Consider the following 21,641-nt stretch of genomic DNA (forward strand, 5'->3'; position numbering starts at 1 on the left):
CGGATCCTAACCGGCCTGCTACCGCGCGGTGTTGGCCTCCCCCGTGGTGAACCAGACCGTGGCGTCCGGAGGCACGTCGGCCGTCACCGGCTCGGACGCGGCCAGGACATGCGCTCCGGGAGGCAGCGGGACGGGCTGCGCGCCGAGGTTGGCGACGACTTCGACAGAACCGTTGGCGAGGTGCAGGACGTCGTCGTTGCCGGGGTGCGGGATGTTGTCGCCGGGGTGCACGCCGGCGTCGGGAGAGGTCACCCACTTGAGGGTCCCCTCCCCCAGCCGGTACCGGCGGCGCAGGTCCAGCAGGGTGCGGTACAGCTCCAGCGTCGACCCCGGACGGCCCCGCTGCGCGGCCACGGCGTACGAGCCGTAGTCGGACGGCTGGGGAAGCCAGGTGTCGACGTCGGCGGCGGTGCCGAACCCGAAGGCGGGGTCCGCCTCGGTCCACGGCAGGGGCACGCGGCAGCCGTCGCGTCCTCGGATGCGGTGTCCGGACCGTTCCCACACGGGGTCCTGGCGGGCCGCGTCGGGCAGGGCTGTCGCCTCGGGCAGGCCCAGTTCCTCCCCCTGGTACAGATAGGCGGACCCGGGCAGGGCCAGCATCAGCGCGGTGGCCGCTCGTGCCCGGCGCAGTCCCAGCGGCCGGTCGGGCTGCGGGTCGTCGGCGCCCACGCCGTGTTCCAGCTCGACGTGTCCGTCGTACCCGAAGCGGCTCGCGTGCCGCATCACGTCGTGGTTGGACAGCACCCAGGTGGTCGGCGCGCCGACGCCGTCGTTGGCCGCCAGCGACTCGGCGACGACGTTCCGCAGCGGGGTTGCCTGCCAGGGCGTCTCCAGGAAGCGGAAGTTGAAGGCCTGGTGCATCTCGTCGGCGCGGATGATCCGCGCGGCACGCTCCGGCGGCAGCCATGCCTCGGCGCACAGGATGCGCCGGCCGTCGTAGGTGTCCAGCAGCCGGCGCCAGCTCCGGAAGATCTCGTGGATGCCCTCCTGGTCCCACATGGGAGGCATCACGCCGTCGACGGGCTCGATCACCCCGTGGGTCGGCCGGGGCCAGTCGGGCAGCCCCGGGGCCTTGACGAGGGCGTCGCACACGTCGACGCGGAAGCCGTCGACGTCACGGTCGAGCCAGAAGCGGAGCGTCCGCTCGAAGTCGTCCCGGACGGCGGGGTTGTCCCAGTTCCAGTCGGGCTGGGAGGGGTCGAACAGGTGCAGGTACCACTGCCCGGGGCGGCTGTCGGCCTCGGTCACCCTGGTCCAGGCGGGCCCCTCGAACATCGACGTCCAGTCGTTGGGCGGCAGGGAGCCGTCCGGTCCGCGGCCGTCGCGGAAGTGGAACAGGGCCCGCTCGTCGCTGCCGGGGGCGGCGGCCAGCGCGGCACGGAACGCGACGTGCTCCGAGGAGCAGTGGTTGGGCACGAGGTCGACGATGACGCGGATGCTCAACTCGTGTGCGCGTGCCAGGAGTTCGTCGAAGTCGGCGAGCGTGCCGTAGCGCGGGTCCACCGCGCGGTAGTCGGCCACGTCGTAGCCGCCGTCGCGCTGCGGCGAGGGATAGAAGGGGGACAGCCACAGGGCGTCGACGCCGAGGTCCGCCAGGTGGTCGAGCCGGCCGGTGATACCGGGCAGGTCGCCGGTGCCGTCACCGTCGCCGTCGGCGAACGAGCGCGGGTAGATCTGGTAGATGACGGCGGTCCGCCACCAGTCGTCGTCGGCCGCCCCGGACGGCGGACCGGCCTGTGCGGCTACGGCTGCGGGGGTGGAGTCTGCTGTGGTCATAGCAGCGGGGTCTCCTGTGTGTAGATGTCGGGCCGGCGGTCGCCGAGCAGGTCGTTGTGCGGGGAGATGGCCTTGTCGCGGGACAGATGGAGGAAGAGGTCGGCCGCGGCCCGTTGCTCCGAGGCTGTTTCGGAGGTCGCGGTGGGTGGGGCCGTCGTGAGCCAGCCGAACTGGTCGATGACCGCCGTCCCCTGTGTCCATTGCTGTCCGCGCTCGACGCCGCTGCGGTCCGCGCACGCGATGAAGACACCGTTGGCGCGTGCGGCGGACTGGGCCTGGATGATCTCCGCCGGATACTGGCCCGCCGGATGCTCGACCAGCGGCCAGTTGGTCGGAACGGCTATCAGGTCCGCGCCGGCGAGGGCGAGCCGCCGGGGCATCTCCGCGAATTCGAGGTCGTAGCAGATCAGGACACCGATACGGCCGTGGGCCGTGTCGACCACCGGAGGGGTCCGGTCACCGGGGGTGAAGAACAAGGTCTCCCGGTCCCACAGGTGGGTCTTGCGGTAGACGGCCCGCACACCGCTCGCGTCGACCACGGCGGCGCTGTTGTACAGCGCGTCGTCCGTGTCGCCCGTGTCGCCGGTGTCGTCCGCGCGCTGGCAGAAGCCCAGCACGACGACACTCCGCGTACCGGCGAGCACCGCGCTCAGGTCGGCGAAGAAGGGGTCCTCGACGGTGATCGCGGTGGTCCTGGCCTCCTCGGCGGTCTCGAAGACATAGCCGGAGGTGACCAGTTCGGGCAGGACGACGATGTCGGCCCCGTCCGCGAGGGCGCGTCGGACGGCGTCCAGGGCCAGCGCCTTGTTGTGGGTCAGATCGCCGACGCGTGGCGCCAGTTGCTCGCACACGACACGGGTCACCCCGGTCTTCGCGGCGGCGGATGAACGGCCGGCGGTCATTTCACCGCTCCTTCCGTGAGGCCGGAGATCAGGCGCCGTTGCAGGACCGTGTACGCCAGCAGCACCGGAAGGGCCACGAGGACGGCGGCCGCGGCGGTGACCGCGGGGTCGCTGGAGCGGGCGGCCCCGGAGAAGAAGGACAGCGCCAGCGGAACGGTCTGCACCGCCGCGTTGTCGGGGACCAGGATGAGGGCCAGCAGGAACTCGTTCCAGGTGAACAGGAAGAGCACGGTGCCGAGGGTGGTGAGGGCGGGTCCGGCGATGGGCAGCACGACCAGCCGCAGGGTCTGGAACCGGCTGGTGCCGTCGATGCGCGCCGCTTCGAGCAGTTCCTGCGGGACCGAGGCGAAGAACGTACGCATCCAGAGCACCCCGAGCGGGACCGACAGGGCGATCTGCGGAAGGATCAGCGCCCAGTAGGTGTCGATGAGGTTCCAGCCCGCGAGCAGTTCGTAGAGCGGCAGCACGGTGACCTCGTACGGGAGGACGAGTCCGAGCAGGAGCAGGCCCAGGATGACCTTGCCGCCGGGGACGCGCATGGTGGCCAGCGCGTAACCCGCCAGGCTCGCGAGGATCACGGTGACGACCACGACGGTGACGGACACCAGCGCGCTCGACAGGAGGGCGGAGCCGAAGCGGCCCTGGGTCCAGGCCGTCGAGTAGCTGGACAGGGACAGTCCGCCGGAGGAGCCGTCGAACGAGGAGACGACGATCGACACCAGCGGGAAGACGGCGACGACGGCCGCGAGGACGAGCAGCGCGTGCGTGGTGACGCTCTCGGTACGGGCGATCCTCATGGCTGTACCTTCCTGGCCGGCCGGGCGGTAGCGCGTCGCAGGGGGCCGCGGCCCGTGCCGTCGCGTTCCCGCAGGAGGAGCTGTACGGCGACCACGACGGCGAGGATGACCACGGTGAGGACGATGGCCAGGGCGGAGGCCCGGCCGAGCATGCGGTTCTGGAACGCGTCCTGGTAGACGTACAGGCTCGGCACGGTGGTGGAGGTGCCGGGTCCGCCGCGGGTGGTGTTCCAGATGAGGTCGAAGTTGCGCAGGGCGAAGGTCACCGTGAGGATCAGCGCGATCGAGATCTGGGGGCGCAGGGCGGGCAGGGTGATGGAGAAGAACTCCCGCACCGCTCCGGCGCCGTCGAGGCGGGCCGCCTCGTAGGTCGAGCGGTCGATGGCCACGATGCCGCTGAGGAAGAGCACCATGCACAGGCCGTACTCGACCCAGGTGCCGACCACTCCGATCGAGGGCAGCGCGGTGTCGAAGTTCCCGAGCCAGCTCGTCGTGAAGCGGCCGAGGCCCACGGCCCGCAGCACCGCGTTGACCGGGCCGTCCTCGGCGAGGAGGTTCCGCCAGGCGACGGCCACCACGACGCTGGAGAGGATCTGCGGCACGAACAGCACCGCACGGAACAGCGTCAGGCCGTACACGCGGATACGGGACATGGCTCCGGCGAGCAGCAGGCCCACGGCCACCGGCAGGGCGGCGTAGAAGAACAGCAGGACCAGGGAGTGCAGCAGGGCCGCGCGCAGGTCCGGGTCGGTGAAGACGGCCGTGTAGTTGTCGAGGCCGACCGGCGTGCCCTCGGTGAGGCCGTCGTACGCGTAGAACGAGTACCAGACCGAGATGCCGATGGGGTACAGCACGAAGACGGCGAAGAACGCCAGGGCCGGTGCCACGTACAGCAGCGACGACCAGGAGAGGGAGGTCAGGTGGCGGCGCGGCCGGCTGAATCGGCGTATGCCGGCCGGTGTGGGCGCGGTGTCGCGTTCCCGCGCGGGGGCGACGGTGCTCACTCGGACTTCCTCGCCTTCTGCCAGGAGTCCTGGACCGCCTTGGTGAAGGCGGCGCTGCTCGTGCGGCCCGCCATGACCTCCTGGAGCTTGCCGCCCATGACGGAGAGCATGTCGGTGGCGCTCCAGTCGTAGTAGCCGACCTGGGTGCCCGCGGCGATGGTGCGCTTGAGCACGTCGAGGGTCTGGCTCTGCAGACTGTTCGCGCCCTTCACGCCGTCGGTGACGACGGGCAGGCGGCCGGTGTCGAGGATCTCCTGACCGGCCTCGGGGGTGTGGAGGGCCGCGAGGAAGGCGACGGCGGCGGGGGTGGCCTTGGAGGAGGCGGCGATGTGCCACGGCGAGGCGGTGGCTCCGGCGCCGCCTGTGGTGAGGGCGCCGAAGCCGAACTTCTCGGGGTCGAGCTTGGCGCCGTTCCAGGAGCCGCCGACGAAGAACGCGCCCGAGCCCTTGGCGAACCGGGCGATGGCGTCCTCGTTGCTGAGGCCGTCGTAGCCGGAGCCGAAGTAGCCCTTCTTCGCCCAGTCGGCCATGGTGTCGGCCGCCTTCTCGTTGCCGTCGGTGGCGAAGGTGGTGCCCGCCTTGCCGCCGATCCAGTCGCTGATGGAGGCGGGGCTCTGCTCGGTGACGGCGAGGTCGGAGAAGATGTGGGTGGCGGCGTACTGGTCGCTGTTGCCCAGCATGACGGGCTGCTTGCCCGCCGCCTTCACGACCGGCAGGTCCTTCTCCAGGTCGCTCAGGGACCGCGGCGGTTCCAGGTCCAGGGATTTCAGCAGGGCCTTGTTGTAGTAGATGCCCTGGACCTCGCTGATCGGGGACATCCCGTAGAGGTTCCCGTCGCCGAAGGCGGTGCCCGCGCTGTTCCAGCGGGCCGGTGCCAGGGTGCTCGCGCCGGTGCCGGTGAGCCAGCCGTAGGTGGCGGCCACGTCGTCGAGGGGGCGTACGAGCTTGGCCTTGACGAGGGCGCCGTCGACCGCGTACCCGATGTTGCCCTGGAACAGGTCGGGCGGGGTGCTGCCGGAGGCGGCGTTGACGACGGTGGCGATGAGGTCGTCGAAGCTCTTGTAGGTGATGTCGACGGTGACGTTCGGGTACTTCTTCTCGAAGGCCGGGACGACCGACTTCATCAGCGGCTTCTCCGCCTGGTCCGCCCACATCCGCAGGGTGACGTCACCGAGGGCGGCGACCTGCTCGGTGGTCACCGGCTCGGTGATGAAGGACTGCGTCCCGGCGGTGGCGGACTTGCCCGCGCCGGGCGCACTGCACCCGGCGCAGGCTAGGACCGCGGCCAGCGCGACGGCCCCGGCGGTACCCCAGGCACGACGGGGCGCGCCCGCTCTCCCGCCCGCTCTCCCGCCCGCTCTCTCACGGAGTACGCGACGGCGTACCTCACGACGTACGGATTTCATCCGGTGCACCGTTCCTGTGTGGGCCTGTAGTGGTCTGTAATTGCTTGTATTGGGTTCTATTGGTTTGTATGCGTCTTCTTCGGTCTGTACGGACCTGTGCGGGAGGGGTCAGCCGGCGTAGGAGCGCAGGCGGAGGGTGGCCGTGGCCTGGTGGGCGGTCATGCCCTCGCTGGCGGAGATGACCTCCACCGCCTCGGCGAGCGACGGCGTGGCCGCACGGCTGATGCGCTGGTACGTGAGGGGCTTGAGGTAGCGGGAGACGGACAGACCGGCGCTGTGCTTGGCGCCGCCGGCGGTCGGCAGGGTGTGGTTCGTACCGGCCATGCCCTTGTCCGAGTACGCGACCGTGCTCCAGTGGCCGAGGAACAGGGAGCCGTAGTTGCGCAGGGTGTCGTGGTACCAGTCGTCGTCGGCCGTGTGCACCTCCAGGTGCTCCGGGGCGAGTTCGTCCATGACCGCGACCGCGTCCTCCTTGTTGCTCACGAGGATCACGGAGCCGAAGTCGTGCCAGGCGGGTCCGCAGATGTCCTGGGTGGACAGGGTCGGCAGCTGGCGCTCGACGGCGGCGATCACGTCACGGCCGAGCCGCTCGGAGGTGGTGACCAGGGCGGCCGGTGAGTTGGGGCCGTGCTCGGCCTGGCCGAGCAGGTCCGCCGCGACGGCTTCCGCGTCGGCCGTCCCGTCGGCGATGACGGCCACCTCGGAGGGCCCCGCGAGAAGGTCGATGGCGACCGTGCCGAACAACTGCCGCTTGGCTTCGGCGACATAGGCGTTGCCGGCGCCGACGAGCATGTCGACGGGCGCCCGGCCCAGCAGCCCGAAGGCCATGGCCGCGAGTGCCTGGACCCCGCCGATGACGAAGAGGTGGTCGATGCCGGAGAGGTGGGCGGCGTAGGTGACGGCGTCGTTGGCGCGTCCGTCCGGCTGGGGCGGGGTGCAGCCGATCACCGTGGGTACGCCCGCGACCTTGGCCACGCCGACCGTCATGAAGGCGCTGGCGGTGAGCGGGAAGCGGCCCGCGGGAAGGTAGGCCCCGACGGCGGAGACCGGCACGTACCGCTGGCCGACCACCAGGCCGGGGGCGATCTCCTCCTCGAAGTCCGCCAGGTGGTCGCGCTGCAGGATGGCGAAGCGCTGGGTGCGCTCGGCGCCGAGCTCGATCGCCGCCCGCAGGTCCTTCGGCAGCCGGTCGCCGCTGCGCGCTGTCTCCTTCGCGTCCAGCTCGATCGCGCCGTCGGACTGACCGTCGAGGGTGCGTGCGTAACGGCGGACGGCGTCGAGCCCATCGCGCTCGATGTCGGACAGCATGCGGCTGACCGTCTCGATCACCTCGGGGTCGCGCTGGGCGGGCGGAGCGTCGACCGCGGGAGCCTTCAGCAGGGTGTAGCGGTCGGAGAAGCCAGCGGTGAAGCGGGAGCTCAATTTCATACTGCTGAGCCTGAAGGACGGTTTGCCCCGGGACAACCTCGAATTGTCCTCGCCACCCCATAGGGCGCCCCTATGGCAGAGTGGTCGGCATGCCTCCTTCGTCCACTCCGGCGATCACGCTCAACCAGCTGCGCGCCTTCCTGGCCGCCACCCGGCTGGGCACGTTCTCCGCCGCCGCGGCGGAGCTGCGCACGACCCAGCCCTCGGTCTCGGAGCTGATCAAACGCATGGAGGAGCACTACCGGGTGCCGCTGTTCACCCGAGGGGCGCGCCGGCTCGTCCTGACCGCGGCGGGCGAGGAACTGCTCCCCTACGCCGAGCAGGCGGCGGAGGCGGCCGAGGGCGCCGACCGGGCACTGCGCTCCCTCACCTCGCTCGACGGCGGGGTGGCCACCTTCGGCCTGCTGCGCAACGCCGACTACTACCTGCTGTCCGACCTGCTCGAAACGTTCCACGCCCGGCATCCCCGGGTACGGCTGCGGATCGTGGGCCTGAACTCGGTGGAGGTCGCCGAGGCCGTCACCGCCGGGGATCTGGAGGCCGGTCTGGTCGTCCTCCCCATCGACGCCGAGGGCCTCGACATCACGCCCCTCATGCGCGACGAGGTCGTCTACGCCTCGGCGGACCCGGAGCGCACCGCCCGGCCCGTGACCATGACGGACCTCGCCGAGGCGCCGCTGATCCTGTACGACGCCCACTACGGCTGGCGGGACCCCACGCGGCGCCAGCTGGCCGAACGTGCTCAGGTGGAGGGCATCACGCTGTCGCCGGTGGTCGAGGTCGAGCAGGTCGACTCCGCGCTGCACCTGGTCGCCCGGGGCGCGGGCGACACCATCGTGTCCCGGGCGGTCGCGGGCAGCCGTACATTCCCGGAGAACCTGCACACCGTCGGTTTCGCCGACCCGCTGTACGACACCATCGCCGTCGTCCGGCGCCAGGGTGCCGTCCTGTCACCCGCGACCCGGGAGCTGGCCCGGCTGGCCCGCCGGATGCTGCTCGAACACTGACCTGGACATCAGCCTGGACCCCGACTTCGACATCGGCCCGGAGATCGGCCCGAACACGGACCGGGCCCCTGGGGCAGAAGGTGTCCCGTACCGGCCTGTGCGTCGGTGCGCTGTCCGCTGCCCCGGTCCGCCCGCCGTGCGCCGCCGCGCCGGGCACCCGCGCCCCTCTACGGTGTGAGCAGTGGCAGGTACCCGTGCTGACGGCCCGCAGGGTCACCGCGCCGCTCGGCTCCCGGACCCCGGGCCGCTCAAAGGAACAGGCAGAACGGCCGCGAGACGGCCGGGGCCCTCAGATCCTCGCAGCGGACACCGGGGCCCCGGCACATCGTCCTCCCTCGTCCCGGAGCGATTCCCGCTCGCTCCGGCAGGGGAGGACAACCGGCGCGGGGACACCTACGGATGGGGAGCCGCTGTGCCCCCGCGTCGGCACGGCACACCAGCGGGCTTCGGCCTCGCGCTGCCGCCGCCACGGTTCTACGCCGCCAGCGTCTCGTCCTCCTGCGCGACGCCCTCCCGGGTCGCGCGGTACTGCTCGATCAGCAGGTCGGCCGTACGCAGCGCCTCCTCGGCGGTGCGCGAGGCGGTCATGACGCACAGCGTGTAGGTGACGTCCTCCAGAGCACGGCTGGTGCGGCCGGTGGGGCGCACGTCGTGCTCGATCCGCACCTCGGCGAACTGGGCCAGGACCGTACGCAGTTCCTTCTCCGCCGGCACCATCATGGTGATTCCTCTCCCACACACAGCACAGCTCGCATGTGGGCAGACGCCACCGCGAGAATCCGGACTCCATCAGTGGCGTCGTTGTCACTGGGCGACACCGAGCGGTGTCGTGTACACCCCTGGTGCCCCGTCGCGGTGGGTCCATACCTGCTCATCTCCCACTTCCACCGCACGGGTCCGCGGGCGCGGCTCCCGTACGGTGGCGAGCCGTCTCAGTGCTCGCCCCCTCCGTCCGGCAGGATGCCCGTGCGGGTCACATCGGCGTACCACCGCGCGCTGGCCTTCGGGATGCGCCGGCCGGTCGGATAGTCGACGTAGACGGCACCGAAGCGCTTGCTGTAGCCGTAGCCCCACTCGAAGTTGTCCAGCAGGGACCACAGGAAGTAGCCCCGCACGTCGACGCCGTCCTTGATCGCCCGGTGCACCGCGGCCAGATGGCCGCGCAGGTAGGCGATGCGCTCGGGGTCGACCACCTCGCCCTCCGGGTTCACGTAGTCGTCGAACGCCGCCCCGTTCTCGGTGATCATCAGGGGCATGGCGGGGAAGTCCGCCTTCAGCCGCAGCAGCAGGTCGTACAGGCCGCTGGGGTCGACCGCCCAGCCCATCGCGGTGGTGCTGCCCTCCGGACGGTGGAAGGCGACCTCGGCCCCCGGCCAAGGGCTGTGCTCACTCTGCCCGTGTCCGTCGGAGCCGTGGCTGGCCTCACCCGTGGCGGCGGAGACGACGGTGGGCGTGTAGTAGTTGACGCCCAGGAAGTCCAGCGGCTGGTGGATCGCGGCGAGGTCGCCGTCCTGCACGAAGGACCAGTCGGTGAGGCTCGCCGTGTCCTGGAGGAGGTCCTGCGGGTAACGGCCCTCCAGCTGCGGGCCGGTGAAGACACGGTTGGCCAGCGCGTCGATCCGGCGGGCCGCGTCCACGTCCTCGGCGGCCTCGGTCAGCGCCCGGACGTGGTGGATGTTGAGCGTGATGGAGGCCCGCGCGTAGGACGGCAGTTCGGCGCGCAGTGCCTGTACGGCCTTGCCGTGGGCGAGGTTGAGGTGGTGCGCCGCGCGCAGGGCGGCCACCGGGTCGGTGCGGCCGGGGGCGTGCACACCGGAGCCGTAGCCGAGGAAGGCGCTGCACCAGGGCTCGTTGAGGGTGGTCCAGGTCTTCACCCGGTCTCCCAGCGCACGGGCCGCGAGCGTCGCGTAGTCGGCGAACCGGTCGGCGGTGACGCGCTCGGGCCAGCCGCCCGCGTCCTCCAGCTCCTGCGGCAGGTCCCAGTGGTAGAGGGTGACGACCGGTTCGATGCCCTTCTCCAGCAGGGCGTCGGTCAGGGCGCGGTAGAAGTCGAGTCCCTTCTGGACGGCCGGGCCGCGGCCGGTCGGCTGCACCCGCGACCACGACAGGGAGAACCGGTAGGCGCTCACGCCGAGGTCGGCCATGATCTCGACGTCCTCGCGCCAGCGGTGGTAGTGGTCGGTGGCCACGTCACCGGTGTCGCCGTTGCGCACCCTGCCGGGTGTGTGCGAGTAGGTGTCCCAGATCGAGGGGGTGCGGCCGTCCACGGTGGCGGCGCCCTCGATCTGGTAGGCGGCGGTCGCCGTGCCCCAGGTGAAGTTCTGCGGGAACCGGACGGCGGTGGAGTGTTCCGGGGTGGGCGCGACACGTCGGGTAACGGTGGTCACGTGAGTCCTTCCAGAGTGCTGCGGGACGGGAGGGGCGAAGCGGGGGCGCGGGCGCCGGAGGACCCCGGCACCAGGGGAACTGCGGGTCGGTCATCCCTTGACCGCGCCCTGCATGATGCCGCCGACGATCTGACGGCCGAAGACGATGAACATGGCGAGCAGGGGCAGCGTGCCGAGGAGGGCGCCCGCCATGATCAGCGACTGGTCGCGCACGTATCCCGCGCTGAGCTGGGTGAGGGCGACGGGCACCGTCGGATTCGACATGTCGAGCACGATGAAGGGCCAGAAGAAGTCGTTCCAGGCGTGCACGAACGTGATCATGAACAGGACGGCCATGGGAGCCCGGGCGATCGGCAGCACGATGCTCCAGAAGATGCGCAGGGAGTGCGCGCCGTCCACCCGGCCGGCCTCGACTAGTTCGTCGGGCAGCGCCTCGCTGAGGTACTGCCGCATGAAGAACACGCCGACGGCGCTGACGAGCGTGGGGAAGATGACCGCGGGCAGCTGCTGGCCCCAGCCCAGCTCGGTCATCATCATGAACAGCGGGACGACACCGAGTTGGGGCGGCACCATCATCGTGCCGATCACGAGCATCAGCAGGATGTTGCGGCCCTTGAAGCGGAGTTTGGCGAAGGCGAACCCGGCGAGGGTGGCGAACAGCACCGTGGACAGGGCGATCACACCGGCCACGATCAGGCTGTTGAGCATGGCCTTGCCCAGCGCGGCGTCCTGCCAGGCCTTGCCCAGGTTCTCCAGCAGGTGGGGGCCCGGCAGGAACGGCGGGGGCGTCTGGGTGACCCGTGTGTTGTCGGTCGAGGCCGCCACCATCGTCCAGTAGAGCGGGAAGAGGGAGAAGAGCGCCGCGATCCCCAGCAGGATGTAGGCGACGGGGCCCGCGTGGTGCTGGCGTCCGGCACCCGGGTGCCGGAACAGCTGCCGGTTCCGGCCGCCGGGCGGGGCGTTCTTCCGTGTCTTCTTCTGTACGGTCCCGGGGCGCGCGTCCGCCGTCTCGACCGGGATGCTGTCTGTGGTCATGGGGATCTCCCGGTCAGGCCCTGCGCGCCAGGACGCGCTTGACGAGTCGTTGGACGACGAAGAGGACGATGAGCAGCAGGAACATCGCCCAGGCGACCGTGGCGGCCCGGCCCATCTGGTAGTTCTTCCAGCCCTCCTCGTACAGGAGCAGACCCAGCGTCTGGTACTGGTTGTCCGCTCCCCCGGTGATGCCGTTCGGGCCCTGGCCGAAGATCAGGGGCTCACCGAAGAGCTGGGTGGCGCCGATGGTGGACAGCACGATGGTGAACACGATGGTGGAGCGGATCCCGGGGACGGTGACCTTGAGGAACTGCTGCCAGCGCGAGGCGCCGTCGATGGCCGCGGCCTCGTAGCGGTCACGCGGGATCGCCTGCATCGCCGCGAGGTAGAGCAGGGCGTTGTAGCCGGTCCAGCGCCAGATGACGATCGTCGAGATGGCCGTCTGCGCGGCCCACTTGTTGTTCTCGAAGTCGATGTTGTCGATGCCGACCAGGCTCAGCATCCAGTTGATCATGCCGAAGTCGCGTTCGAAGAGCATCGTGAACACGAGGGCCGCGGCGCCCACCGAGGTGGCGTACGGGGTGAGGGCGGCGACGCGGAAGAACGTCGAGCCCCGCAACTGGTAGTTGAGCAGGTGCGCGAGACCGAGCGCCATCAGCAGCTGCGGCACGGTCGACAGGACACCGATGGTGAACGTGTTGAGCAGCGCGTTCCAGAAGCGGTCGTCTTCCCACAGGGCCGTGTAGTTGTCGAAGCCGACCCATTCCATGACGTTCAGGGTCGACAGTTCGACGCGGTGCAGCGAGATCCACGAGGTGTAGACGAGCGGGTAGAAGCTGAAGGCCGCGAAGACGATGAAGAACGGGGCGACGAAGGCGTACGGGGCGCCGCGCACGTCGAGGCGGTGGAGCAGCGTGCTGCGGCGTTCGGCGCCGGCACCGGTCCCGTCCGGCGCGGCGGTGCCGGGCGCACCGTCTGGGGGTGTCGAGGTGGAGATGGCCACCGGAAGGCGTCCTTCCTGGAGGGTGAGCTGGGGGGGGCGGGCAGGGGCCCGGCGGCCCACACGGGCTGTGCCGTGGGACGCCGGGCGGCTGCGGAAGCGGGCAGTGGAGCGGTCAGCGGCGGCCCTGAGGTCAGCCCGCGGCCTTCTCGATGCGCTTGTCCGTCGTCTTCCACGCCTCGTTCGGGCTCTTGCCCTGCGCCTCGATCAAGGTCAGACCCTGCGAGAAGATGTCCTTGATCGTGCCGTCCTTGCGGCCGAGCACCTGCTCGTCGGGGATCTCCTTGGCCGCTGCACCGAAGATCTGCCCGATGGGCGCGCCGGCGAAGTAGTCGGACTTGGCGTCGACCACTTCGGGCATCTCCAGCGCCGTCTGCGACGACGGGAAGTTGCCGATCTCCTTGAACAGGTAGGCCTGCTGCTCGGGAGCGGTCAGCCAGGCCACGAGGTCCTGCGCCTCCTTCTTGACCGGGCTCTTCTCCATCACCCCGAGGAAGGAGCCGCCCCAGTTGGCGCCCTGGGGTGCCTTGGCCACGTCCCACTTGCCCTTGTTCTTGGGTCCGGCCTTCTCACTGATGTGCGCGAGCATCCAGGCCGGGCAGACGGTGGAGGCGAAGGTGCTGTTGGCCAGGCCGGGGTCCCAGCCGGGCTGGAACTGGCGGAGCTTGGCGGTCAGATCGGAGGTGGCCGCCTCGGAGGCCAGCTTCCACGCGTCCTTCACGACGGGGTTCGTCTCGTAGATGAGCTTGCCCTGCTTGTCGTAGAACTGCTGCGAGTTGCCGTAGATCATCGCGTTGAACAGCCCGCTGGAGCTGTCCATGAAGGCGACCTTGTCGTCCTTGGAGTCGGCCTTGAACTTCTTGCCCGCCGCGACGTACTTCGACCAGTCGCCCTCCCACAGCTTGGCGACCTCCTCGCGGTCGGTGGGCAGCCCGGCCTGCTCGAACAGGTCCTTGCGGTAACAGACGGCCATCGGGCCGATGTCGGTCCCCAGGCCGATGACCTTCTTGTCCGAGGTGGTCACCTGGCTCTGCTTCCACGGCAGGAAGTGGTCCGTCCCGGCCGCCCCGGCCAGGTCGACGAACTTGTCCTTCTGCGTGTCGGACAGCTCCTTGGCCCTGCCGATCTCTATGCCCTGGATGTCCTTCAGCCCGCTGCCGGCCGCCAAGTGGGTCTGCAGCGCGGTGTAGTACGTCTGCTCGTCGCCCGCGACGTCCGCCTTGATGACGACATCCGGGTGCTCCTTCATGTACTTGTCGAGCAGACCGGTCTCCTTGAAGCCCATCACGCCGAACAGGCCCATGGTGATGGTCGTCTTGCCGTCCTCCTTCCCCCCACCCGTCCCACCGCTGTCACTGCCTCCGCAGCCCACGACCAGGCCGAGAGCCGACACAACCGATACGGCGGCCACGGCTCGTGTACGCAACTTCTTTCGGACCTTGCCCATTTCGTCCTCCTAGCGGCGGCGCTGACGCACCGGAGTTCGAGCCCCGCGGTCCGCTCCGCAGGCCCGATTTGTCCGGTGGGTACGTTCCCAAACGACGATGGGAACGTGCCCACTCGGTGGCCCAGAGCGTGGCCGCCGTCACAGGGTCCTGTCAAGAAGTTGAAACCACTTCGTTGCCGGAAGATGTCGCGCAGCCGCGTCCGGACCCTTCGGACGCTCCGCGCGGGTCTGGCACAATGCGCAGGTGGCGGCCGTTCGGGCGGCGTGCGGACGAGGAGGCGACATGCGGGGCAGGCAGCGTCCGACCATCAAGACCGTGGCCGCGCGCGCCGGTGTCGGACGCACCACGGTTTCACGAGTCATCAACGGCTCGGAGCTCGTCAGCGAGAAGGCCAGGGCCGCCGTGCTCGCCGCCATCGCCGAGCTGAACTACGTGCCGAACTCGGTCGCCAGGGGCCTGGTGACGAGCCGGACGAACTCCGTGGCCCTGGTGATTCCCGAGTCCGAGAGCAGGCTGGGCTCCGAGCCGTACTTCTCGGCGGTCATCCGCGGAGTCAGCACCGCTCTCGCGAAGACCCGTACACAGCTCCAGCTCGTCCTCGTACGCGACCAGGCGGAACGCGACCAGCTCACCGAGTCCGTGGCGGAACGCCGTGTGGACGGGGTTCTCCTGGTCTCGGTGCACGAGCACGACCCGCTGCCGGGCCTGCTGGAGGACATGGGGCTGCCCACGGTGCTCGCCGGACGCCGCTCCGTCACCGAGTCGCTCAGCCACGTGCACTCCGACAACGCGGGCGGAGCCGCGACGGCCGTCGGCCATCTGCTCGCCCAGGGCCGCCGGACCATCGCCACGATCAGCGGCCCCCTCGACATGGACGTGGCACGCAGCCGCCTCCAGGGGTGGCGTGAGGCACTGGAGAAGGCAGGACACGAAGCCACGGACCGACTCGCGGCCTCCGGCGACTTCACCGAGGAGGGCGGCGAGGCCGCGATGCGTTCACTCCTTGAACAAGTCCCCGCGCTGGACGCCGTGTTCATCGCCTCGGACGTGATGGCCGCGGGCGCGCTGGTGGAGTTGCGCAGGCAACGGCGGAGCGTGCCGGACGACGTGGCGGTGGTCGGCTTCGACGACTCCATCATCGCCCGGCACACCAACCCGCCGCTCACCAGCGTGCGTCAGCCCGTGGAGGAGATCGGCGAGACGATCGCCCGCCTGCTCCTGGAGGAGATCGGCAACCCCGAGGAACCACGCAGGCACGTCGTGCTGCCCACGGAACTTGTCGTGCGCGAATCGTCCTGAGTCCTCGGCCTGTACGAGTCCGTACTGGCCCGTACCGGCCCGTACTGGCCCGTTAGGACCGCGTACTCCGTGCCCGTGCGGTCCGTGCAGGTGCCGTGCGGCCGTGGGCTCCGGGCCCGTGCGGGTGCCCGTGCGACCTGGGGCCGTGCGGGCCGTGTGCTCCCGGCCCGCGCGGTGCATGCCATGAGGCCCGCTACCGCTGCGACAGCAGGTCGGCGTCTCGGCCCGGACGACCGTGCCTGGCCCGTTCGACGAGAGAGACGGCGGCCCTCCCCCACTCGGGATGTGCGAACGCGAACCCGGCCGCGCCCAGCCGGCCCGGCACCACCCGGCGGCTCTTGAGCAGCAGTTCCGTGTCCGAGCGCAGCGCGAACGCCCCCAGTTCGGCCATCCACCGTGTCGCCGGCAGCCCTGCCGGGACACGCCACGCGGTGCGCAGCGCCCGCATGAAGTCGCGGTGCGGAAGGGGCTCCGGCGAGGCGAGGTTCACGGGCCCCTCGATGTCGTCCCGGTCGATCAGGAACTCCACCGCGCGCACGAAGTCCTGGTCGTGGATCCAGGAGACGTACTGCGCGCCGCCCGCCACCGGCCCGCCCAGTCCGAGTCGTACGAGCCGCGACAGCACGTCGAAAACACCGCCCCGGTCCGGACTCATGACCATCGCCGAGCGCAGGGCCACCTTGCGGGTCGCGGGGGTCGGCGCCTCGGCCTGCGCCCGTTCCCAGTTCTTCGCGATCTCGACGCTGTACGCCCAGTGGTCGGGCACGCCGGCCTCCGAGCCGCCGATCGCCCCGGTCGCCTCGTCGTTCGCCGTGTCGAAGCTGTGGGCGTAGACCGTGGCCGTGCTCATCTGCAGCCAGACGCGCGGTGGCCGTGCGGCGGCGGCGATCGCCTCGCCGACCACGCGCGCCGAGTCCACCCGGGAGTCCATCATGGCCCGCAGGTTCTTCTCGGTGTAACGGCAGGAGACGCTGCGTCCGGCCAGGTTGACGACGACGTCGCAGCCGTCGACCGCCTCGGCCCAGGGTCCGAGTGCGGTCCCGTCCCAGCGGAGGTCGTGCGGTCGCGACGGGCTCCGGGTCACCACTGTGACCTCGTGGCCGGCCGCTGTCAGCGCACGGTCGAGTATCGCGCCCACCTGTCCGGTTCCCCCGGGCAGCACTACCTTCATCCGAACCCCCTCGACTTCGTTCGACGACAGCGTATCCCTCATTTTTGAACATGTTCAACTAGGGGGTGGAGGTCGACTGCGGGCATCACGGGCCGCGACCTGCTCGGTTCCTGGTTCCCTGGACTCATGATCTCTGTGACATCGACGCTCGGCGGGGCCCGGGTACGCGTCTTCGCCTGCCAGGGCCGCACATCATGACCGGACCTCAGGGCTCCCCGGCCTCGGGGCAGGTGGCCCCGGGCGCCGCGGGCCAGGTGGCCTCGGGAGCAGCGGACCGGAGGGCCGCGGGCTCCCTCGGCGCCGCGCGGACGGTGCCGCCGCTCGATGCCGAACTGGCCGCCGCTCTCGCCACCTTGGGTGACCTGTCCGAGACCCGGCTCACCGCGGACAACCTCGCCGTCCAGCGGGCGCGGGACACCGCGAGCAGGCCCCGGCCCACCGCGGCCCAGCTACGGGCCGACGGCCGGTTCGCCGTCGAGGAGCTGTGCGTTCCCGGCTCGGAGGGGCGACCGGACGTGACGCTGGTCCACGCGCGGCCCGCCGACGCCACCGGACCTCTGCCGGTCCTCTTCTACCTCCACGGCGGCGGGATGATCATGGGCAACGCCTGGTCCGTCCTGCCGAGGATCCTCCGCGACTGGTCCGGCCCGCTCGGCCTGGCCGTCGTGTCCGTGGAGTACCGGCTCGCCCCGGAGACGCCCTACCCGGGGCCACTGGAGGACTGCCACGCGGGCCTTCTGTGGACCGCCGACCGGGCGGACGCGCTCGGCATCGACGCCGGGCGCATGGTCATCGGGGGCAAGAGCGCCGGAGGCGGGCTCGCCGCGGCCCTGACGCTGCTCAACCGGGACCGGGGTGACGGGCCGGCACCCGTCGGGCAGCTCCTGCTGTGCCCGATGCTCGACGACCGCCTCGACAGCCCCTCCGCCCACCAGTTGACCGGCGTCGGTCCGTGGGACAGAGCCTCGACCGCCGTCGCCTGGCAGGCCTACCTGGGCGACAGGTACGGCGCATCCGACCTGCCGCCGTACGCCGCTCCGGCCCGCGCCACCGATCTCGGCGCACTGCCGCCCACCTACATCGACGTCGGCTCGGCTGAGACCTTCCGCGACGAGAACGTCGACTACGCCCGCGGGATCTGGCAGGCCGGCGGTGACGCCGAACTCCACGTATGGCCCGGCGCGTTCCACGGCTTCGACTCCGTCGCCCCGGGCGCGTCTCTCTCCCGCGCAGCCCGCGACGCCCGGACCCGGTGGCTCGGCCGCACGCTCGGACGGGCCCGTCCGGAACGAGGCGGCGGAGGCAGCACTGTCCCCGCGACGGCGGGCGAGGACGTCCTGCCGGCCTGAGCGGCAGACCGGACGCCGGTGCGTGGCCGGCGCCCGTCACGTGCCGGTGACTCCGTCGATTCCCTCCCGGATGAGATCGGCATGACCGTTGTGACGCGCGTACTCCTCGATCATGTGCACCAGGATCCAGCGCAGCGAGACCCCCTGGTGGCCGACGTGCTCCGCATCCTGTGCGGACAGGCGGCCGGAGTCGTCCAGGGCCGCGTGGGCGATCAGCTCACGACCCCGGGCGATCTCCGCCTGCCAGACGGCCGTCACCTCGGCGAGGCCCCGGTCCGGCTCAAGGGCGAAGCCGTCGTGATTGCCCTGCCCGAAGACAGGCGGCACGTCCTCCCCCGCGAAGACGCGTCGGAACCAGTTGCGCTCCACCTCGGCGAGGTGCTGGACGAGGCCGAGCAGCGTCATCGACGACGGCGCCGCCGCGGCCAGTCGTAACTGGTCGTCCTCCAGGTCCGCGCACTTCAGGGTGAGGGTGGCGCGGTGGAAGTCCAACCACGCTTCCAGCATGGCGCGTTCTCCGGCATGGGTGGGTGGGATGGGCCGTCCGTCGGGTGTCGTCCTCATGGCCACACCCTCGCAGGGCCGGCCGAAGGCACACAGCCTTGTGCCGGTCAGGGAACGAGCGCGACGGCGGCGACCGCCTCACCGCGTCGGCCCGCTCGGCGGCACGGGGGCGCAGAATCCGACGTTCCAGCCGGCCGGGCCGTCCGCCCGGGGACACCGGGGCACCAGGGGCACCGGGGACACGGCAGGCAGCGGTTGTCATCGACCGGCATCGCACGCGAACCTTTATGCCCTGATATGCGCTTTTCCGTGAACCGTCCTAGCCTGGCGGATATCGCTCGGGGCGACGGCCGGTACACCCGGCGGAGGGTGAGCTTCCATGGCTGAGCGACGTATACGGTCCGGTCTGGTCGGCGAGTTGTCGGCCGAGTTCGCGGGCACACTGATCCTCATCCTCTTCGGATGCGGTGTGGTGGCCCAGGTGTCCGCGGGAGGCGCTCTCACGGATCCCGCGGGCGGCCTGGGTGACCACGACAGCATCGCCTGGGCGTGGGGCCTCGGCGTCACCCTGGGGGTCTACGTGGCCGCCAGGCTGAGCGGCGCCCACCTCAACCCCGCGGTGACCGTCGCACTCGCCGCGTTCAAGGGGTTCCCGTGGCGCAAGGTGGCTCCCTACGCGCTGGCCCAGACGGCCGGCGCCTTCGTGGCCGCCCTCCTGGTCCGCTGGAACTACAGCGAGGCACTGGCGAAGGCCGACCCCGGGCACACCATCAAGACGCAGGGCGTGTTCTCGACCCTGCCCGGCAACGGCAACCCCGCGCTCCCGGTCCATGAGTGGGGCGCGTTCCGTGACCAGGTCATCGGCACCGCCATCCTGCTGCTGCTGATCATGGCCATCACGGACATGCTGAACACGCCGCCGGGCGCGAACCTGGGCCCGTTCGTCATCGGCCTGGTCGTGGTCGCGATCGGCATGGCCTGGGGCACGAACGCGGGGTACGCCATCAACCCGGCCCGTGACTTCGGACCACGGCTGGCCAGCTTCTTCACCGGCTACGGCGGAGCGTGGCGGGATCAGTACGGGAACCTGTACTTCTGGGTGCCGATCATCGGCCCGCTGATCGGCGGCCTGCTCGGCGCGGGTCTGTACAAGGTCCTCATCGGCCGCTTCCTGCCGTCCGCGGAACCCGAGCCGCCGGGACGCATCCCGGCATCCAAGGACTGACCGACCGGCCGGAGAGGCGGAAACCCATGGCGGACTTCATCGGCGCGGTGGACCAGGGAACCACCAGCACCCGATTCATGATCTTCGACCACGGCGGCAACGAGGTGGCGAAGCACCAGCTGGAGCACGAACAGATCCTGCCGCGGTCGGGCTGGGTGGAGCACGACCCGGTGGAGATCTGGGAGCGCACCAACTCGGTCATCCAGAACGCCCTGCGCTACGGCGGCCTGACCGCGACCGACCTGGCCGCGATCGGTATCACCAACCAGCGCGAGACCACGGTGGTCTGGGACCCGCGCAACGGCCGCCCGTACTACAACGCCATCGTGTGGCAGGACACCCGCACCGACGGGATCGCGGCGGCCCTGGAGCGTTCGGGGCAGGGCGACGTCATCCGCCGCAAGGCCGGGCTGCCACCGGCCACGTACTTCTCCGGGGGCAAGATCCAGTGGATCCTGGAGAACGTCGACGGTGTGCGCGAGGCGGCGGAGCAGGGTCACGCACTGTTCGGCAACACGGACGCGTGGGTCCTGTGGAACCTCACCGGTGGCCCCGACGGCGGTATCCACGCCACCGACGTGACCAATGCCAGCCGCACCATGCTGATGAACCTGGAGACCCTCGACTGGGACGACGAGCTGCTGGGCTTCTTCGGCGTCCCGCGGGCCATGCTGCCGGCCATCAAGCCCTCGTCGCACCCGGAGGCGTACGGCGTCACGCGTGCCTCCCGGCCGCTGCGCGCGGCCATCCCCATCGGGGGCGTGCTCGGCGACCAGCAGGCGGCGACCGTCGGACAGGTCTGCTTCGCGCCGGGCGAGGCGAAGAACACCTACGGCACGGGTAACTTCCTGTTGCTCAACACCGGCACGGAGCTGGTCCGCTCCGAGCACGGGCTGCTCACCACCGTGGCGTACAGGTTCGGCGACGAGCCGGTGGTCTACGCGCTCGAAGGGTCCATCGCGGTGACCGGCTCCGCCGTGCAGTGGCTGCGCGACCAGATGAAGATCATCAAGACCGCCGCCGAGAGCGAGGATCTCGCCCGCAGCGTCGAGGACAACGGCGGTATGTACTTCGTGCCGGCCTTCTCGGGTCTGTTCGCGCCCTACTGGCGCTCCGACGCGCGCGGGGCGATCGTCGGTCTCGCCCGGTACAACGACAACGCGCACCTGGCACGGGCGACCCTGGAAGCCATCTGCTACCAGAGCCGCGACGTCGTGGACGCGATGGAACAGGACTCCGGAGTCCACCTAGACGTGCTCAAGGTCGACGGCGGGGTCACCGCGAACGACCTCTGCATGCAGATCCAGGCCGACGTCCTCGGCGTCCCCGTGAGCCGTCCCGTCGTCGCCGAGACGACCGCGCTGGGTGCCGCGTACGCGGCGGGGCTCGCCACCGGATTCTGGCGGGACACCGACGAACTGCGCACCCACTGGAACGAGTCGAAGCGCTGGGAGCCGCAGTGGTCCGAGGACCAGCGTGCCGAGGGCTACGACGGGTGGAAGAGGGCCGTGGAACGCACCCTCGACTGGGTGCGCGTCCCCTGACGGCGCGTGTGACGGCGCGTTCGCTGAGCGCGGCATCGGATGTGTCCGGTGCCGCGCTCCGGACTGTGCACGGTGCCCGCTCCGGACTGTCAACGATGCCCCGCTCCGCCGCCGCTGACCCCCGTTGACAGCGGCGACGGGCGAAGCCCCACAACAGGTTCGAATCCGTGTCGAACCTGCGGCTGATCCGGTTGACCGGCCCGGCGTGAAGGGGGGTCCGTTCGCCGGGCCGGCCAACCGGCTGTCCGAAGACTGCAAGAGGGACCTTGTGAAAACCTTGCCGGGCCCTCGGGCATCCCCCGGACCTGCCGGGCGTCCCCGGTCCGGGCCGGGATCACAGGGCGTACCGGAACCATCAC

The 21,641-nt window shown here is 70.6% G+C and carries 18 protein-coding genes; 5 read left to right on the forward strand and 13 right to left on the reverse strand.

The annotated features are described in order from the left end of the window. Window positions 1-18 precede the first annotated feature (18 nt). From C6Y14_RS15040 to hisD, 6 genes are all read right to left on the reverse strand, one after another. Window positions 19-1,776: a glycoside hydrolase family 13 protein gene (locus tag C6Y14_RS15040; protein WP_107017160.1), complete on the reverse strand. Its 1,758-nt coding sequence runs from the start codon at window positions 1,774-1,776 to the stop codon at window positions 19-21. After that, window positions 1,773-2,678, reverse strand: coding sequence for a nitrilase-related carbon-nitrogen hydrolase (locus C6Y14_RS15045; protein ID WP_107017161.1), 906 nt, complete (start codon window positions 2,676-2,678; stop codon window positions 1,773-1,775). The genes C6Y14_RS15040 and C6Y14_RS15045 overlap by 4 nt, the downstream gene beginning before the upstream one ends. Continuing rightward, window positions 2,675-3,475 carry a carbohydrate ABC transporter permease gene (locus C6Y14_RS15050; protein ID WP_107017162.1) on the reverse strand — a complete coding sequence of 267 codons (801 nt, stop codon included), beginning with the start codon at window positions 3,473-3,475 and terminating at the stop codon, window positions 2,675-2,677. The genes C6Y14_RS15045 and C6Y14_RS15050 overlap by 4 nt, the downstream gene beginning before the upstream one ends. Further along, complete coding sequence (locus tag C6Y14_RS15055; protein ID WP_225891089.1) at window positions 3,472-4,479, reverse strand: carbohydrate ABC transporter permease; 1,008 nt, start codon at window positions 4,477-4,479, stop codon at window positions 3,472-3,474. Before C6Y14_RS15055 ends, C6Y14_RS15050 begins: the two co-directional genes overlap by 4 nt. Further along, window positions 4,476-5,885 carry an ABC transporter substrate-binding protein gene (locus tag C6Y14_RS15060; protein WP_107017163.1) on the reverse strand — a complete coding sequence of 470 codons (1,410 nt, stop codon included), beginning with the start codon at window positions 5,883-5,885 and terminating at the stop codon, window positions 4,476-4,478. Before C6Y14_RS15060 ends, C6Y14_RS15055 begins: the two co-directional genes overlap by 4 nt. A 108-nt stretch (window positions 5,886-5,993) precedes the next feature. After that, window positions 5,994-7,313 carry a histidinol dehydrogenase gene (gene hisD / locus C6Y14_RS15065; protein WP_107017164.1) on the reverse strand — a complete coding sequence of 440 codons (1,320 nt, stop codon included), beginning with the start codon at window positions 7,311-7,313 and terminating at the stop codon, window positions 5,994-5,996. A gap of 89 nt (window positions 7,314-7,402) precedes the next feature. On the opposite strand from hisD, the gene C6Y14_RS15070 reads away from it, so the two are divergent. Then, window positions 7,403-8,320, forward strand: coding sequence for a LysR family transcriptional regulator (locus tag C6Y14_RS15070; RefSeq protein ID WP_107017165.1), 918 nt, complete (start codon window positions 7,403-7,405; stop codon window positions 8,318-8,320). A 474-nt stretch (window positions 8,321-8,794) separates the two neighbouring features. On the opposite strand, the gene C6Y14_RS15075 is transcribed toward C6Y14_RS15070, so the two are convergent. The 5 genes from C6Y14_RS15075 to C6Y14_RS15095 form a co-directional block, all read right to left on the reverse strand. After that, window positions 8,795-9,040, reverse strand: a complete 246-nt coding sequence (locus tag C6Y14_RS15075; RefSeq protein WP_107017166.1) for a DUF5133 domain-containing protein — start codon at window positions 9,038-9,040, stop codon at window positions 8,795-8,797. Window positions 9,041-9,252: 212 nt separating this feature from the next. After that, window positions 9,253-10,707, reverse strand: a complete 1,455-nt coding sequence (locus C6Y14_RS15080; protein ID WP_107017167.1) for a GH1 family beta-glucosidase — start codon at window positions 10,705-10,707, stop codon at window positions 9,253-9,255. A 90-nt stretch (window positions 10,708-10,797) separates the two neighbouring features. Then, entirely contained in the window at window positions 10,798-11,742 is a 945-nt protein-coding gene (locus tag C6Y14_RS15085; protein WP_107017168.1) for a carbohydrate ABC transporter permease, read from the reverse strand. A 13-nt stretch (window positions 11,743-11,755) separates the two neighbouring features. After that, window positions 11,756-12,745 carry a carbohydrate ABC transporter permease gene (locus C6Y14_RS15090; protein WP_107017169.1) on the reverse strand — a complete coding sequence of 330 codons (990 nt, stop codon included), beginning with the start codon at window positions 12,743-12,745 and terminating at the stop codon, window positions 11,756-11,758. 130 nt (window positions 12,746-12,875) lie between these two features. Further along, window positions 12,876-14,189: an ABC transporter substrate-binding protein gene (locus C6Y14_RS15095; protein WP_107017170.1), complete on the reverse strand. Its 1,314-nt coding sequence runs from the start codon at window positions 14,187-14,189 to the stop codon at window positions 12,876-12,878. 283 nt (window positions 14,190-14,472) lie between these two features. On the opposite strand from C6Y14_RS15095, the gene C6Y14_RS15100 reads away from it, so the two are divergent. After that, window positions 14,473-15,489, forward strand: a complete 1,017-nt coding sequence (locus C6Y14_RS15100; protein ID WP_107017171.1) for a LacI family DNA-binding transcriptional regulator — start codon at window positions 14,473-14,475, stop codon at window positions 15,487-15,489. 193 nt (window positions 15,490-15,682) lie between these two features. On the opposite strand, the gene C6Y14_RS15105 is transcribed toward C6Y14_RS15100, so the two are convergent. Continuing rightward, complete coding sequence (locus tag C6Y14_RS15105; protein WP_107017172.1) at window positions 15,683-16,660, reverse strand: TIGR01777 family oxidoreductase; 978 nt, start codon at window positions 16,658-16,660, stop codon at window positions 15,683-15,685. Between the two features lie 194 nt (window positions 16,661-16,854). Between C6Y14_RS15105 and C6Y14_RS15110 the strand changes: the two genes are divergently transcribed. Next, window positions 16,855-18,009, forward strand: coding sequence for an alpha/beta hydrolase (locus tag C6Y14_RS15110; protein WP_107017173.1), 1,155 nt, complete (start codon window positions 16,855-16,857; stop codon window positions 18,007-18,009). Window positions 18,010-18,045: 36 nt separating this feature from the next. Here C6Y14_RS15110 and C6Y14_RS15115 read toward each other — a convergent pair whose 3' ends face one another. Beyond that, on the reverse strand, window positions 18,046-18,573 hold the full coding sequence (locus tag C6Y14_RS15115) for a DinB family protein (protein WP_107017174.1): 528 nt from the start codon (window positions 18,571-18,573) through the stop codon (window positions 18,046-18,048). Between the two features lie 319 nt (window positions 18,574-18,892). Here C6Y14_RS15115 and C6Y14_RS15120 point away from each other — a divergent pair, with 319 nt between their 5' ends. Further along, the gene (locus C6Y14_RS15120) at window positions 18,893-19,738 is read left to right on the forward strand and encodes an MIP/aquaporin family protein (RefSeq protein WP_107017175.1); all 846 of its coding nucleotides are present in this window, start codon (window positions 18,893-18,895) and stop codon (window positions 19,736-19,738) included. A 26-nt stretch (window positions 19,739-19,764) separates the two neighbouring features. After that, window positions 19,765-21,282 carry a glycerol kinase GlpK gene (gene glpK / locus C6Y14_RS15125; protein ID WP_107017176.1) on the forward strand — a complete coding sequence of 506 codons (1,518 nt, stop codon included), beginning with the start codon at window positions 19,765-19,767 and terminating at the stop codon, window positions 21,280-21,282. Window positions 21,283-21,641: the final 359 nt, after the last annotated feature.

Origin of the sequence: Streptomyces dioscori (assembly GCF_003024195.1) — a bacterium.
Taxonomy (GTDB): Bacteria; Actinomycetota; Actinomycetes; order Streptomycetales; family Streptomycetaceae; genus Streptomyces; species Streptomyces dioscori.

Coding starts and splice junctions, on each gene's coding strand:
- C6Y14_RS15070 (WP_107017165.1), top strand. CDS start 7,403: ATGCCTCCTTCGTCCACTCCGGCGATCACGCTCAACCAGCTGCGCGCC.
- C6Y14_RS15100 (WP_107017171.1), top strand. CDS start 14,473: ATGCGGGGCAGGCAGCGTCCGACCATCAAGACCGTGGCCGCGCGCGCC.
- C6Y14_RS15050 (WP_107017162.1), bottom strand. CDS start 3,475: ATGAGGATCGCCCGTACCGAGAGCGTCACCACGCACGCGCTGCTCGTC.
- C6Y14_RS15095 (WP_107017170.1), bottom strand. CDS start 14,189: ATGGGCAAGGTCCGAAAGAAGTTGCGTACACGAGCCGTGGCCGCCGTA.
- C6Y14_RS15040 (WP_107017160.1), bottom strand. CDS start 1,776: ATGACCACAGCAGACTCCACCCCCGCAGCCGTAGCCGCACAGGCCGGT.
- C6Y14_RS15115 (WP_107017174.1), bottom strand. CDS start 18,573: ATGAGGACGACACCCGACGGACGGCCCATCCCACCCACCCATGCCGGA.
- C6Y14_RS15060 (WP_107017163.1), bottom strand. CDS start 5,885: ATGAAATCCGTACGTCGTGAGGTACGCCGTCGCGTACTCCGTGAGAGA.
- hisD (WP_107017164.1), bottom strand. CDS start 7,313: ATGAAATTGAGCTCCCGCTTCACCGCTGGCTTCTCCGACCGCTACACC.
- glpK (WP_107017176.1), top strand. CDS start 19,765: ATGGCGGACTTCATCGGCGCGGTGGACCAGGGAACCACCAGCACCCGA.
- C6Y14_RS15075 (WP_107017166.1), bottom strand. CDS start 9,040: ATGATGGTGCCGGCGGAGAAGGAACTGCGTACGGTCCTGGCCCAGTTC.
- C6Y14_RS15045 (WP_107017161.1), bottom strand. CDS start 2,678: ATGACCGCCGGCCGTTCATCCGCCGCCGCGAAGACCGGGGTGACCCGT.
- C6Y14_RS15085 (WP_107017168.1), bottom strand. CDS start 11,742: ATGACCACAGACAGCATCCCGGTCGAGACGGCGGACGCGCGCCCCGGG.
- C6Y14_RS15120 (WP_107017175.1), top strand. CDS start 18,893: ATGGCTGAGCGACGTATACGGTCCGGTCTGGTCGGCGAGTTGTCGGCC.
- C6Y14_RS15110 (WP_107017173.1), top strand. CDS start 16,855: ATGACCGGACCTCAGGGCTCCCCGGCCTCGGGGCAGGTGGCCCCGGGC.
- C6Y14_RS15105 (WP_107017172.1), bottom strand. CDS start 16,660: ATGAAGGTAGTGCTGCCCGGGGGAACCGGACAGGTGGGCGCGATACTC.